The 13,495-nt window shown below is 73.0% G+C and carries 14 protein-coding genes and 1 pseudogene; 5 read left to right on the top strand and 10 right to left on the bottom strand.

Going from position 1 to position 13,495, the window contains the following annotated elements:
• Window positions 1-227: 227 nt before the first annotated feature.
• The 3 genes and pseudogenes from AB0B66_RS19360 to mshA all read right to left on the bottom strand — a co-directional run.
• A pseudogene (locus AB0B66_RS19360) lies at window positions 228-1,142 on the bottom strand (cobalamin biosynthesis protein); the annotation flags it as partial.
• Window positions 1,139-1,687 carry a YbjN domain-containing protein gene (locus tag AB0B66_RS19355; protein WP_360531196.1) on the bottom strand — a complete coding sequence of 183 codons (549 nt, stop codon included), beginning with the start codon at window positions 1,685-1,687 and terminating at the stop codon, window positions 1,139-1,141. The pseudogene AB0B66_RS19360 and the gene AB0B66_RS19355, both read right to left, overlap by 4 nt.
• A 15-nt stretch (window positions 1,688-1,702) precedes the next feature.
• Entirely contained in the window at window positions 1,703-2,992 is a 1,290-nt protein-coding gene (gene mshA, locus AB0B66_RS19350; RefSeq protein ID WP_360531193.1) for a D-inositol-3-phosphate glycosyltransferase, read from the bottom strand.
• A gap of 102 nt (window positions 2,993-3,094) precedes the next feature.
• On the opposite strand from mshA, the gene AB0B66_RS19345 reads away from it, so the two are divergent.
• The 3 genes from AB0B66_RS19345 to AB0B66_RS19335 all read left to right on the top strand — a co-directional run bounded on the left by AB0B66_RS19345 (window position 3,095) and on the right by AB0B66_RS19335 (window position 5,027).
• Entirely contained in the window at window positions 3,095-3,841 is a 747-nt protein-coding gene (locus AB0B66_RS19345; protein WP_360531190.1) for an SDR family NAD(P)-dependent oxidoreductase, read from the top strand.
• Window positions 3,842-4,017: 176 nt separating this feature from the next.
• On the top strand, window positions 4,018-4,791 hold the full coding sequence (locus AB0B66_RS19340; RefSeq protein ID WP_360531187.1) for a class I SAM-dependent methyltransferase: 774 nt from the start codon (window positions 4,018-4,020) through the stop codon (window positions 4,789-4,791).
• A gap of 107 nt (window positions 4,792-4,898) precedes the next feature.
• The gene (locus tag AB0B66_RS19335) at window positions 4,899-5,027 is read left to right on the top strand and encodes a hypothetical protein (protein ID WP_360531184.1); all 129 of its coding nucleotides are present in this window, start codon (window positions 4,899-4,901) and stop codon (window positions 5,025-5,027) included.
• A gap of 160 nt (window positions 5,028-5,187) precedes the next feature.
• Here AB0B66_RS19335 and AB0B66_RS19330 read toward each other — a convergent pair whose 3' ends face one another.
• Window positions 5,188-6,243: a UDP-N-acetylmuramate dehydrogenase gene (locus AB0B66_RS19330; protein ID WP_360531182.1), complete on the bottom strand. Its 1,056-nt coding sequence runs from the start codon at window positions 6,241-6,243 to the stop codon at window positions 5,188-5,190.
• 67 nt (window positions 6,244-6,310) lie between these two features.
• On the opposite strand from AB0B66_RS19330, the gene AB0B66_RS19325 reads away from it, so the two are divergent.
• Together AB0B66_RS19325 and AB0B66_RS19320 are read left to right on the top strand one after the other, a co-directional pair.
• A complete protein-coding gene (locus AB0B66_RS19325; RefSeq protein ID WP_360531179.1) occupies window positions 6,311-7,069 on the top strand; it encodes a maleylpyruvate isomerase family mycothiol-dependent enzyme in 759 nt (252 codons plus the stop codon).
• A gap of 12 nt (window positions 7,070-7,081) precedes the next feature.
• The gene (locus AB0B66_RS19320) at window positions 7,082-8,080 is read left to right on the top strand and encodes a LacI family DNA-binding transcriptional regulator (protein ID WP_360531176.1); all 999 of its coding nucleotides are present in this window, start codon (window positions 7,082-7,084) and stop codon (window positions 8,078-8,080) included.
• A gap of 168 nt (window positions 8,081-8,248) precedes the next feature.
• On the opposite strand, the gene AB0B66_RS19315 is transcribed toward AB0B66_RS19320, so the two are convergent.
• From AB0B66_RS19315 to AB0B66_RS19290, 6 genes are all read right to left on the bottom strand, one after another.
• Window positions 8,249-10,126 (bottom strand): endonuclease/exonuclease/phosphatase family protein, encoded by a 1,878-nt coding sequence (locus tag AB0B66_RS19315; protein ID WP_360531173.1) that lies wholly within the window; start codon window positions 10,124-10,126, stop codon window positions 8,249-8,251.
• Window positions 10,127-10,264: 138 nt separating this feature from the next.
• Window positions 10,265-11,029: an EI24 domain-containing protein gene (locus tag AB0B66_RS19310; RefSeq protein WP_360531170.1), complete on the bottom strand. Its 765-nt coding sequence runs from the start codon at window positions 11,027-11,029 to the stop codon at window positions 10,265-10,267.
• Window positions 11,030-11,110: 81 nt separating this feature from the next.
• Window positions 11,111-12,001 carry an alpha/beta hydrolase gene (locus AB0B66_RS19305; RefSeq protein WP_360531416.1) on the bottom strand — a complete coding sequence of 297 codons (891 nt, stop codon included), beginning with the start codon at window positions 11,999-12,001 and terminating at the stop codon, window positions 11,111-11,113.
• Window positions 12,002-12,008: 7 nt separating this feature from the next.
• On the bottom strand, window positions 12,009-12,293 hold the full coding sequence (locus AB0B66_RS19300) for a DUF2516 family protein (protein ID WP_360531167.1): 285 nt from the start codon (window positions 12,291-12,293) through the stop codon (window positions 12,009-12,011).
• A gap of 110 nt (window positions 12,294-12,403) precedes the next feature.
• Window positions 12,404-12,913 (bottom strand): hypothetical protein, encoded by a 510-nt coding sequence (locus AB0B66_RS19295; protein WP_360531164.1) that lies wholly within the window; start codon window positions 12,911-12,913, stop codon window positions 12,404-12,406.
• On the bottom strand, window positions 12,910-13,374 hold the full coding sequence (locus tag AB0B66_RS19290) for a helix-turn-helix transcriptional regulator (RefSeq protein WP_360531161.1): 465 nt from the start codon (window positions 13,372-13,374) through the stop codon (window positions 12,910-12,912). Before AB0B66_RS19290 ends, AB0B66_RS19295 begins: the two co-directional genes overlap by 4 nt.
• Window positions 13,375-13,495: the final 121 nt, after the last annotated feature.

The following is a 13,495-nucleotide window of genomic DNA, read 5'->3' as shown; positions in this document are numbered from 1 at the left end:
GATCCGCCCGTCCCGGATCCGGAACCGGCCGTCGCGGGGCGGGACGGCCTCGCCGACCCGTCGGCCGCCGCCGGCCCCCACCGCAACCACGAGTCGAACCGGCTGCTCAAGCCACGGCGACCATTATGAAGGTGCCCTTCCTCTACGGATTCCGTTAAGAAGGTGCCCTTCCTTCGCCCGACGCGCCCGACGCGGTCGGGGCGGCCGGGGCGGCCGAAGCGGGTGAGGGCGGCGAGGGTGGCGGTGGCCAGGCCTACGGCGGCGGAGAGGGTGGCGGCGCGGCGGATGTCGCTGGCCAGGGGTCCGGGACCGTCGCCGAGGTGCGGGCGGGTCTCGGAGCGGCCGAAGTAGACGTTGGTCCCGCCGAGGCGTACGCCGAGGGCTCCGGCGAAAGCGGACTCGCACTGCCCGGAGTTGGGGCTCGGGTGGGCGTCACCATCGCGGCGCCAGGTCCGGGCGGTACGCGCGGGCGAGCCCGCCACCAGCGGCGCGGCGGCCACGGCCAGCGCGGCGGTGAGGCGGGACGGGAGCAGGTTCGCGGCGTCGTCGAGGCGCGCCGAAGCCGTGCCGAAGCGGGCGTAGCGCGGCGACCGGTGCCCGACCATGGCGTCCAGCGTGTTCACCGCCCGGTAGCCGACCAGGCCGGGCAGCCCGGCCAGCGCGCCCCAGACCAGCGGCGCGACCTCCGCGTCGGACGAGTTCTCCGCGATCGACTCGACCGTCGCCCGCGCCAGTTCCGGCTCGTCCAGGGTGGACGGGTCACGGCCGCACAGGTGGGACAGGCGGGCGCGGGCCGCGGGCAGGTCGCCGCGTTCCAGCGCCCCGGCCATCAGCCCGCCCTCGCGGCGCAGGCTGCGCCCGCCGAGCACGGCCCAGGTCCCGGCCGCCGTCAGCACGCCCCGCAGCACCGGCCGCTGCCGGGTCGCCCGGTGCGCCAACACCGCCGCCGCCACCGGAACGCCCACGGCCAGCGTGGTGAACAAGGCCCCGGCCCGCCGCGAGTCGGCGTACGTGTACCGCTCCACGACCTTCGCGAAGTTGCCGAACCCGGCGACCGGGTGCAGCCGTCGCGGGTCGCCGAACGCCGCGTCGAGCGCCACTCCGGCGAGCAGGCCGAGCGCGTCGGCGCGCCGGGGGTTCACCGGCCGGGTTCCGGGAGCACGTCGGTCCCGGTGTCGAGAACGGTGTCGTCGGCGGCGGTCTCGTCGTGCATGAGGTGGCGGAAGGCGCGCAGGTTGTCGGTGGGTTCGCCGCGGCTGATCCGCCAGCGCCACTCGCGCTTGATCGCGGTGCTGAAGCCCAGCTCCAGTAGCGTGTCGAAGGACTCGTCGGCGGCGGCCAGCACCGCGCCGAGCAGCCGGTCCAGCTCCTGGGGGTTGACCGCGGCCAGCGGCAGGCGGCCGGTCAGGTACACGTCGCCGACGGCGTCGACGGTGAACGCGACCCCGTACAGCTTGGCGTTGCGGCGCAGCAGCCAGGCCCAGACGGCCTCGCGGTTCTCGTCGGGCTGGCGGACCACGAACGCCTCGATGCGCAGCGCGTGCTCGCCGACGATGAGGTTCACGTTCGTCTTGAGCTTGTGCGTGCCCGGCAGGGTCACCACGTACGAGTTTTCGCCGGTGCGGTCCAGGGGCAGCTCGGCGCAGGCCTGCTCGATGAGTTCGCAGGCCTCGGCGACCGTGGTCATGAGGCTCCTAGCGGGTCACCACCGGGCGCAGCCGGCGAGTTCGAGCTGCCGGCGGGACCGGTGCTCGGTCATCGCCTCACGATAGACGTCGAGCAGCCGGGCGGTCGTGTGGTCCCAGGAGAAGTCGTACGCGTGCTTGACCGCGCCCAGGGCCAGCTCGTCACGACGGCCGGGCTCGGCGAGCAGCCGGTCGAGCACCCGGGCCCAGTCTGCGGCGCCGTGCCCGTCGACGAGCACGCCGCTGACCTCGTCGCGTACCGCGGTGACGAGGCCGCCGACGGCGGCCGCGACGACGGGTGTGCCGCAGGCCTGCGCCTCCAGCGCGACCAGCCCGAACGACTCGTTGTGCGAGGGCACCGCGACTAGGTCGGCGGCCCGGTACACGTCGGCGAGCCGGTCCCCGGACTGCGGCGGCAGGAAGCGCACCCGGTCGCGTACGCCCAGCGACTCGGCCAGTTCGATCAGCGAGGTCGGGCGGTCCAGGCCGGAGCCGCTGGGCCCGCCGACGATCAGCGCGATCGCGTCTGGGTCGCGCAGCTCGGCCAGTGCCCGGATGAGCACGTCGGGGGCCTTCAGCGGCTGGATGCGGCCGACGAAGGCGACGATCTTGGCGGATGGCGGCAGGCCCAGGCGCGCGCGGGCGGCGAGCCGGTCGCCGGGGCGGAAGCGCTCCAGGTCGACGCCGGGCGCCACCACGGCGACACGCTCCAGCGGCGCGTTGTAGAGGTCGATCAGCTCGCGGGCCTCGGTCGGGGTGTTCGCGACGAGCCGGTCCGACTGCTCGACGACCTGCTCCTCCCCCACGACGCGGCCCATCGGCTCGGCCCGGTCGCCCTCGGCGAGCTGCCGGTTCTTGACCTTGGCGAGGGTGTGCGCGGTGTGCACCAGCGGCACGCCCCAGCGGTCCTTGGCCAGCCAGCCGACCTGGCCGGACAGCCAGTAGTGGGAGGCCACCAGGTCGTAGTGACCGGGCGGGCGGGCCGCCTCGATGCCGAGCACGCCGTGCGTGAACGCGCACAACTGCGCGGGCAGGTCCTCCTTGGCCAGGCCCTCGAACGGGCCGGCGCTGATGTGCCGGACGGTCACCCCGGGCGCGAGTTCGGCGCGCGGGGGCAGGTCGCCGCCGGTGGTCCGGGTGAGGACCTCGATCTCGATCCCGGCCTTGGCCAGGCGTTTGGACACCTCGACGATGTACACGTTCATCCCGCCCGCGTCGCCGGTGCCCGGTTGGTGCAGCGGTGACGTGTGCACGGAGAGCGTGGCGATCCGCCTGGGCAGCCCCTGGGGGAGGGAACGAGAGCTCACAGGTCGATCAACATCGCCCGGGCCGGGTGTCTTCCCGACCCGGGGCGTGATGCGCGTCGCAGCCCGGATGATGGGACGTCACGCCGCCTAGGATTACTGCTCATGTCGTACCAGAAGATCGCTGTTGTCTCCGGGGCGTCCAGCGGCATCGGCGCCGCCACCGCCCGACGCCTGGCCGCCGCGGGCTACCACGTGCACGCGCTCGCCCGCCGCACCGAGCGCGTCGAGGCGCTCGCCAAGGAGATCAACGGCACTGCCGTGACCTGCGACGTCACCGACGACTACGCGGTCGCCCAGTACGCGGCGACGGTCGAGCGGGTGGACCTGCTGGTCAACAACGCGGGCGGCGCGGTCGGCGCGGACCCGGTGGCCACCGCGAGCGTCGCCGACTGGCAGGCGATGTACGACGTGAACGTGCTGGGCACCCTGCGCCTGACCAAGGCCCTGCTCCCGGCGCTGATCGCCTCCGGCGCGGGCACCGTGGTCACCATCAGCTCCACCGCCGGGCTCATCGTGTACGAGGGCGGCGGCGGCTACGCGGCGGCCAAGCACGCCCAGACCGCCCTGGTCGAGACCCTGCGCCTGGAGCTGTGCGGCGACCCGGTCCGCGTCGTCGAGATCGACCCCGGCATGGTCAAGACCGACGAGTTCGCCCTCAACCGATTCGCCGGCGACGCCGCCCGGGCCGCCTCCGTCTACGCCGGTGTCGCCGAGCCCCTCACCGCCGACGACATCGCCGAGTGCGTCACCTGGTGCGCCGAACTCCCCCACCACGTCAACATCGACCGCATGGTCGTCCGCCCCCTCGCCCAAGCCGCCCAACACAAGGTCCACCGCGTCGGCGTCTAGCGGCACGCGGCCACACCCCCGCCGTGTTGATCATGAACCTAAGGACGTGTTCGGCGGCGTGCCGCCACCCCAACACCGTGATCGTCGGGCAGCCCGTAGGTGATCACGGCGCCAGGGTGGCGACACGCCGTCCAGCACGTCCTTAAGTTCATGATCAACGCAGAGGGGAGGGGGCGGTGAAGCCGCAGGGGGAGATCACCAGGGGGACCACGAATCCGAACCGGCTGCGGCGGGTGGATCGGTGGATCGGCTGGTGGTGCACTCGCGCGCTGGCCGACGCGACCGATCCGCTGGTGGTGGACCTCGGGTACGGCGCTACGCCGATCACGGCGGTGGAGTTGCGGGCGCGGCTGGCCCGGGTGCGGCCGGACGTGCGGGTGACCGGATTGGAGATCGATCCGGCGCGGGTCGCGGCGGCGCAGGTCGCCGCGGACCCGCCGGGGCTGACCTTCGCGCGGGGCGGGTTCGAGCTGGCCGGGCTGCGGCCCGTCGTGGTCCGGGCCTTCAACGTGCTGCGGCAGTACGACGAGAGCGCCGTCCCCGCCGCCTGGACCACGATCACCGGCAACCTGGCCCCGGGCGGCTGGCTGATCGAGGGCACCTGCGACGAGCTGGGCCGCCTCGGCAGCTGGGCGGCGCTGCCCGCGGGCGCGTCCACCCCGGCCACGCTGACGCTGGCGGCCAAGCTGTCCACCCTGGAGTCCCCGGCGACCTTCGCCGAGCGCCTACCCAAGGCGCTGATCCACCACAACGTGCCGGGCGAGCCGGTGTACGACTTGCTGCGCACGCTCGACGAGGCCTGGCGGCACGCCGCCCCGCTGGCCGTCTTCGGCCCGCGCCAGCGCTGGCTGGATGCGGTGTCCCGGCTCAAGGCGGCGGGCTGGCCGGTCCTGGACCGCTCGGCCCGCTGGCGGCTCGGCGAGGTCACGGTCGCCTGGCCGACCCGCTGACCTGCCTCGGACGCCGGACCGGCGGTGCGCCGCCGTGGGAGCGATGATCCCTTCCGGCGGTGCAGGTCGTTACGTCCGTTATGAACCTTATCGGGGAGTTTCCCGCCTTGCTGGCGCACGGCCAGCAGCTCACCGTTCGCGCCAGCCCGCCGTTCCTGCTCGGCGTCGGGCTGCTGCTGCTCGGCATCGTCATGCTGATCGTGGCGTTCGTGCTGGCCCGACGGTCCGCGGAGTGAACCGCGGCGACCTGATCCGCCTGGTCGTCCTGTTCATCGTGTGCGGCGGCCTCGGCTGGCTGGCGGGCGGCAGGCGCCGCCCGCACCACTGACCCGCACGGGGGGCCGGTCTCGGCTCCGCCGCAGGTTCAGAGTTCGCGCTCGGCTCGGGCCACCGACCTCAGAGTTCGCAGCCGACCAGGACCGGCTCCGGGCGCAGCGTAACCCCGAACCGATCGTGCACCCCGTCCCGGATCTCGGCGGCGAGTTCCAGCAGCTCACCGGTGGTGCCGCCGCCCAGGTGCGTCAGGGCGAGGATGTGCTTGGACGAGATCGCCACCGGCCCGCGCGTGTAGCCGCGGGTGAAGCCGGCCCGCTCGATCAGCCACGCCGCGCTCACCTTCATCACCCCGTCCGCGCCCGGCCAGGCCGGCGGTTCCGCGCCGTCGACCCGCCGTCGCAGTTCCGTGTACGCCGCGGCGCTCAGCACCGGGTTGGTGAAGAACGAGCCGACCGAGTCGGTGTCCGGGTCACCCGGGTCGAGCACCATGCCCTTGCTCCGGCGCAGCTCCAGCACGGCCTCCCGGGCCGCGGCCGACGGCACCCGGTCGTTCTCCCCGACCCCGAGCACGCGGGCCAGCTCGGCGTGCCCCACCGGGCCGGTCAGCCGATCGCGGCGCAACCGGAACGTGACGTCGAGGACGACCCAGCGGTCGCTGTACTTGAACATGCTGTTGCGGTACTCGAAGCGGCAGTCGGCCGGGGTGAACACGTCGATCTCGCCCTCGGTGCGGTCGTACACCGTCACCGACTCGATCGTCTGCGACACATCCTGGCCGTATGCCCCGACGTTCTGGATCGGCGTGGAGCCGGTGGCACCCGGGATGCCGGCCAGGCACTCCATGCCGGAGAGCCCGTCGGCGACCGTCTGAGCGACGCAGTCATCCCACGGATGACCCGCGGCTACGCGCACCGACACGGTGTCGCCGTGCTCGTCGACGACCTCGACCCCGGAGGACCGGATCAGCAGCACGGTGCCGGGGAAGCCGACGTCGCCGATGACGACGTTGCTGCCCCCGCCGAGGACCAGCAGCGGCTCGTCGGCGCGGGCGGCCTCCTGCACGGCCGACACGATGTCGTCCGCGGACTCGGCCGTGACCAGCCGCCCTGCCGGGCCCCCGAGCCCTAGGGTGGTCAGGTCGGCGAGCGCGTGGCGGGCGGGACTATTGTCAGACACGTCACCACACTAGTGCCGCCACTGATCCCGAATGACCAGGTGGGGAAGACGCGATGAGGACGAGGCCATGAGAGCTCACGGCAGCAAGGAACTCTGGCTGGACTCGCTGCGCGCCGACGCGGCCGCGTTCCGTGCCGTGGCGGGCGAGGCCGAACTGACCGCGATCGTGCCCACCTGTCCGGACTGGACCGTGCTGAACCTCGTGCACCACCTGGGCGGGGTGTACCGCTGGGTGCGCAGCTTCGCCAGCCGCGGGATCACCAGCGCGCCCGACCCGGCCGCCCGCCGGCATGACTACCCGGGCGCGGACGAGACGCTGACCTGGTTCGACGAGGAGTGCAAGAGCCTGCTGGAGCTGCTCGACGCCCTCGACCCGCACATGCCGGCCTGGAACTGGGCCCCGCAGGCGAAGACCGCCGACTTCTGGCACCGCCGGATGGCGCATGAGACCGCCGTGCACCGCTGGGACATGCAGATGTCGCAGGGCATGGCCGAGCCGCTGGACGACCGGCTGGCCGTCGACGGCATCACCGAGGTGCTGGACAGCTGGCTGCCCGCGGGCCGCCGCAAGGGCCCCACCGACCGGTACGGCGTCGTGCAGCTCACCGCGCCCGAGGAGGGCCAGGAGTGGTTCGTCCGGCTGCGCGGGGAGGGCATCGCCCTGCTCGACACGGACACCCTGCTCGACGCGGACGGCCCGGACACCCGCGTGCATGCGGCCGGCCCGGCCAGCGATCTCATGCTCGCCCTGTGGGGCCGGATCGGGTTCGACACGCTCGAGGTGAGCGGCGACGAGTCGCTGCTGGCCTGCCTGCGTACCGGCTGAGCGGCGGCGTCGATGCCCCGGCCGACCCTCGAACAGGTCGCGCAGCGGGCCGGGGTGTCCCGGGCCACCGTGTCGCGCGTCGTCAACGACTCCCCCACCGTCGCCGAGTCGATCCGCACCGCGGTCCGCCGCGCCATCGACGAGCTGGGGTACGTGCCCAACCAGGCCGCGCGCAGCCTGGTCACCCAGCGCACCGACTCGTACGCGCTGATCCTGCCGGAGAGCCCGTCCCGGGTGTTCTCCGACGACCAGTTCTTCCCCGGCATCATCCGCGGCGTCAGCCAGGAGCTCGACTCCGCGGACAAGCAGCTCGTGCTGATGGTCGCGGGCTCGCAGGCCAGCCACGACCGCATCGAGCGGTACGCGCTGGCCAGGCACATCGACGGCGTGCTGATCGCCTCGATGCACGGCGCCGACCCGCTGCCCGGCACGCTGGCCCGGATGGGCATCCCGGTGCTGTGCGGCGGCCGCCCGCTCGGGCCGGTGCGCGTGCCGTACGTCGAGGTCGACAACGTCAACGGCGGCCGGATGGCGGTCCGGCACCTGCTGGAGACCGGCCGGACCCGGATCGCCACCATCGCCGGCCCGCAGGACATGGTCGCCGGCATCGACCGGCTCACCGGCTACCGCGAGGAGCTGCGCGGCTCCGACCGGCGCTCGATCGTGGCCGTCGGCGACTTCACCCGCGACTCGGGCGCGGTCGCCATGCGCCAGCTCCTGGAGGACGACCCCGACCTCGACGCCGTCTTCGTCGCCTCCGACCTGATGGCCCACGGTGCCCTCCAGGCCCTGCAGGCCGCCGGCCGCCGCGTGCCCGACGACGTCGCCGTGATCGGCTTCGACGACATCGCCCTGGCCCGCTACACCGAGCCGCCGCTGTCCACGGTCCGCCAGCCCATCGTCGGCCAGGGCCGCGAGATGGCCCGCCAGCTCCTGCGCCTGGCCGCCGGCGAGTCCATCGCCGACAGCGTCATCCTCCCCACCGAACTCGTCATCCGCGGCACCACGTGAGAAAAGAAGGGCACCTTCACAACGCTCCGCGTTGTAGAAGGTGCCCTTCTTAACGCCAAACAGGCCTTGACCAGGAGCGCGAGCATCCGCCCGCAGGCGTTCAACGGGCGCCGCAGCCGGGCGCTGCGGATGCTGTGGCCACCGCAGTTGCAACGGAGGCAGAGCGGGTCAGCGCAGGGTGAGGGTGGCCAGGACCGGGAAGTGGTCGCTGGCGGTGACCTGGTCGAGGACGGCGAAGTCGGTGAAGGCGACCTGCGGGGAGCCGAAGACCCAGTCCACCCGGTTCGTCGGCCGGTCGGTCGGGGAGGTCCAGGCCGCGCCGTGGCCCAGGACGTCCTGCGCCGAGACCCAGCCCGCGCTCGTGAACGAGCGCAGCTCGGGCCAGCTCGGCCAGAAGTTGAAGTCGCCCGCGATCAGCGTCGGAGCCGCCGGGTCGACCTGCGCGAGCAGCCCGTCGATCTGCGCCAGCCGGGTCGGCGTGTTCGGCTTGCGGTGGGTCAGGTGCGCGGTGACCACGTCGAGGCTGCGGCCGCCTTGCAGGGTCACCGTCGCCTTCAGGTACGACCGCCACATCGGCCCCTGCCCGTACGGCAGCCGCCCGGTGCGCACCCCGCTGACCGGCAGCCGGGTCAGCAGCAGGTTGCCGAACTGCCCGTCCGCGGCCGGTGACCACGTGAACGGCATGCCCAGCTCCCGGGACAGGTACTCGGCCACGTCCACTCCGCCGCCGATCGCCCAGCCCCGGCTGACCTCCTGCAGCACCACCACGTCCGGGTCCGCCGCCCGGATCGCCTCGGCGAGCTGCCGCGGGTCCACCTGCCCGGTGGCGTCGTCCCGGCCGTACTTGACGTTCCAGCTCAGCACCCGCAGGCCGGTCGCGCTCGTATCGTCCGCCGGAGCGCTCGGCCGGGTGACGTGCATCAGCGCCGGGACCGCCAGCAGCAGCGCGGCGACCCCGGTGACCAGGGCGGGCCGTGCCACGAGCCCGCGCAGGTCGAAGCGCCAGCCACCCGGGTGGAACGGCCGCCGGCCCATCCCGGCGAGCCCGACGGCGACCGCGAGCGCGATCAGCAGCCACCGGTTGTCGAACGGCAGCGGCATGTCGTAGTGCACCTGGAACAGCAGCACAGGCAGGACCCAGACCAGGCCGTACGCCCAGTCGCCCCGGTCACCGGCGGCCGCGGTGGCTCGCGCGACCGCGATCGTGGCGGACAGTTGCGTCAGCGCGATGCCCAGCAGCACCCATGGTCCGGCACCCCACCAGGCCAGGGCGAGGCCGCCGGCCATCCCGGCGAGCGCCGCCGAGCCCGCGATCCAGTGGTCGGGCTCCGCGATGGCGTTCGTGCCGCCGTGCAGCGTCAGCCGGCGTACCAGCTCGATCGCGACCAGCAGCACCCCGATCAGGGCCGCGAGGCACAGCTGCAGCGCGACCCCTGACTGCGACGCGGCGAAGGCCGCGTTGCCGAGCGTCGTCGTCCACAGCGCGAGGTATCCGCCCAGCGCCCAGGTGCGCCCGTTGGCAGCGGGCGCGACCTCGGGTGTCCGCGGCAGGCACAGCAGCACCAGCGCGGCCAGGATCATGGTCGGCACCAGCAGCCCGGTGAGGTCGCCGCGGTGCCACAGCCCGTCCCAGGTCACCGAGAACGACCGCACCGCCAGGTCGAGCGCCCCACCGGCCAGCAGGCCGACGGTCACCGTCACCGGGTCGCCGAGCCGACGCACCGCACCCGCGAGCGCGACCATCGCGAGCACGGCCCCGAGCGCGACCACGGCCAGCGTCGGCTCCAGGTACGGCTCGCCTCCGCCGACCCGGACCACCGCCAGCAACCCGACCGTGATCGACAGGTACGGCATCCGGCCGGTGCCGGCCCGGCCAGTCACCTTCAGCAGCAGACCCGGCACGGCGAAGATCGCCACCGCGATCAGCGCCGCGTTGACGATGCCGACCGGACCCGCCACCTGGTCGAGCAGCGGCCCGCAGGCGCGCAGCGACTCGGCGGTGACGGCGAACAGCAGCGCGATGATCGCGATCGGCCGCCAGGTCACGAACCCGCCTGCCGGGCCGGTATGCGCGTTCGCCGGGAGCACGCCGGGCGTGGCACCGCGCGGCCTGGGGGTCTCGGAAGCGTCAGCCGGTGCGGCACCGGACGTGGGGCTGTCGGGGAGGGCTCGGCTGGACATGGGCTACTGCTCGATCGAGAGGCCGAGGGAGCGGCGGGCGAGCAGCGTGCCACCGGCGACCGCGGCGGGCATGATCAGCACCGCGCCGAGCGGGATCAGGAAGCAGCAGAACACCGCGACGCCGAAGCCGAGCGCGCTGGCCCGGTGCTTGCGCAGCGCCACCCGGCGGTCGGGCAGCCGCAGCCCGCGCCGGTTGAAGGCGACCGCGACCATCTCCAGCGCCAGGAACCAGCCGCCGACGAACGCGCCCAGCACCGGGATCACCGTCTGGCCGACCACGGGGATGAAGCCACCGGCGAACAGCGGGATCGCGATCATCACGGACACCGCCAGCAGCCGCAGCGCGTCGAAGATGCTGCGCCGCAGCTCCTGGTGCCAGGGCAGGTCGACCGCGTCGGGCACGCCGCCGAAGTCCTCCTCGACCGCCGCGCCGATCGCCTCGTAGAACGGGTCGCCGATCAGCAGCGTCACCGCCGTGTACGACACCACGGCGACCAGCCCGCTCACCCCGACCAGGGCGATCCCGGCGAGCAGGCGCACCGAGTCGCGCAGCCCCTTGGCCCAGTCGTCGGCGAACCAGGTGACCTCGGCCGACAGTTCGTCGAGGTAGACGAACAGCAACGTGAACAGGCCCACGAACAGCAGCAGGCTGAGCACCGCGGGGATCAGCCCCAGCAGGATCAGCTTCGGGCTGCGTACGTAGCGCCCGATGCCCCGCAGGAGCAGCCGTACGCCGACGAAGAATTCTGAGACCGCTCGACCTGCCACGAACCGGGAGCCTAGTGGACGCCGGTGGGAAGTCGTAGGGGTCGGCCGCCCGGCCGGACCGCCGGGACGAGCCGCCGCCGGTCAGCCGTTCAGGAAGCCGGAGATCCGTTCGCGCAGGTCGGCGCGCTCGTGCCAGAGCACCGACGGCCGGTTGTAGATGTGCAGGGTCGCCGTCGGCAGGACGGCCGCCAGCTCCTCGGCGACCGACGCGGGGTGCAGGTCGTCACCGATGCAGCCGATGACCAGCACCTGGGCGCTCACGTCCCGGAGCAGGTTGACGTCCGGGACGGGCACCTGGTCGGGCAGCGTGAGCAGGCCGCTGCTCAGCCCGGTGTTCATGAGCGTGTTGAGGCGCTGGCGCACGTACGCCCAGCCGGACGCCCCGTTGCGGGCCGACGGCGGGATCTCCTCGACCACGGCGTTGGCCACGGTCGGCAGGTCACCGCTGTTGATCGCCTCCAGCAGGTTGACCAGTCGGCGGCGGGCCGCCTCGGGCCGCGGGCGGTCGAGCACGGCGGGCAGGAACAGGACCACCTTCTCGAACCGGTCGGGCGTCTCGGCCAGCAGCCGGCACAGCGCACCCGCGCCCAGGCTGACCCCGAGGGCCCTGGTCGCGCCCGTCATGTCGGCGATGGCGCGCAGGTCACGGGCCAGGTCGCCGTAGTCCCAGGTGCCGCGCGGCGAGCTGGACTCGCCGTGGCCGCGGAACTGGAAGAAGACCCGCTTGCCGGCGACGGCGCTGCCCAGCGGGCGGGTCTCGGCGATGCCGTGGCCGAGCCCGTGCGCGAACACGGTGACCGGCTCGCCGACACCGGTGCTGAGCCGCTCCAGCTGCACGCCGTGCGGGGTGTCGACGATCTCGGTGGGCAGCGCGGGCGGGGCGGGGCGGCCGGTGTTGGGGGCGGAGTTGCGCGGCTTGCCGAGGCGTCGGGGGAATCCGTCCGGCGGGGGCGGCCAGCGCAGATCGTTGATCACCAAATCACCAGGGTCCCTCGGTGGCCTCGCGCAGGCCGCGGCGCAGATCCAGCAGGTAGTACGCGGCGACGCCGGCGCCGACGAAGCCGAACAGGCCGAGACCGGTGAAGTAGGTCAGCACGACCAGCAGCGCGATCACGAGCAGCCAGCCGGCCTTGGGCATGGTGCCGATGGCGGGGAACGCCTCCTTGCGCCGGATCAGGCAGTCGACGAAAGCCCAGAGCAGGATCCCCAGTACGAAGATCGTCAGGATGGCGTCGATCCAGATCCGGACAGTGATGGCAACCATGGCTCACAGCTTAGAACCATCGAGCGCGGCATCCCAGCCGCGACGACGCGGATACGACTCGTCGCGGCGTACCGACCGGTCGATCGGCACGCCGCGACGAGATCGCGCGGTCACTTCGCGGCGCGCGGCGGCTTCTTGGCAGCGGGCTTGGCGGCCGGCGGCACGTCCTCACCCGTCTTGGCCTCGGCCTTCGCCGTGGGCGCGGACGTGCTCTCGGACTTGGCGTCGAAGCCCGGCGTCGCGGGCTGCTCCGTGAACGCCTGCTCGCCGCGGGCGACCAGGGTGTCGTAGAACTTCGTCGCCTTCTCCGCGGCGGTCTGCGTGCCCGCGACGATGCTGTCGCGGATCTGCGCCGCGTCGACCTTCGAGGTGAGCTCGGCGGCCTTGCTGGTGGCGAAGGCGCCGTACTCGTTGGCCTTGGCCTTCCACTGCGGCATGTCGGTCTTGGCGGCCTGGTCGGCGAACTCCGCCGCCTTGTCGCGCAGCTTGTCGGCCAGCTCGGGCAACTTGCGCAGCTGCTCGTACGCCATGTCGCCCACACCCGCCGCAGCGTAGAACGCGCTCGGGTAGGTGCGCTCGTCGGACTTGCCGGACTTGCTCGACGTCTGGGTCATGGTCACTGTTCCTCCTGTGCCTGCTGGCGCACGGCCTTCTTGACCGCCTTCTTGCCCGTCGGCTTCTTCGCCGTGGCAACGGTCGGCTCCGCCGGGGCCGCCGCGGGGGCGGACTCCGGAGTCGCGGTTTCTTCGGCGCGTGCGTTCTCGCGTACGAACGTCTCGTAGATCTGCGTGAGTGATTGTTTCTGCGCGACCGTCAGCAGCGGATCCGCCGCGATCGCGGTCGGCACGCCGTGGTGGTCGTCAGACCCGAGCAGCCCGGCCTTGAGGTACATGGCCGGGGTGGAGACCCGCAGCGCCGCAGCCAGCTGCGCCAGGACCTCGGCGGACGGCTTGCGCAGCCCGCGTTCGATCTGGCTGAGGTACGGATTGCTGATGTTGGCCTGCTCGGCCAGCTGCCGCAGGGAGATGCGGGCGTTCTCCCGCAGATCCTTGATGAAGGCGCCGATGTCGGGACTCTGCACGCCCACCAAGCTACCCACGACCGCTAGCAAGAGCAAGCATATTGCTAACTCTCCGCTAGCGACCTACGCCACGCCACAAACCGCCCCATTCCCGACCCACCCCAGCCCAGCCCCCACCCAC

Source organism: Catellatospora sp. NPDC049111, assembly GCF_040648615.1.
GTDB classification, from domain to species: domain Bacteria; phylum Actinomycetota; class Actinomycetes; order Mycobacteriales; family Micromonosporaceae; genus Catellatospora; species Catellatospora aurea.
This window is presented reverse-complemented; position numbering and strand designations above follow the sequence as displayed.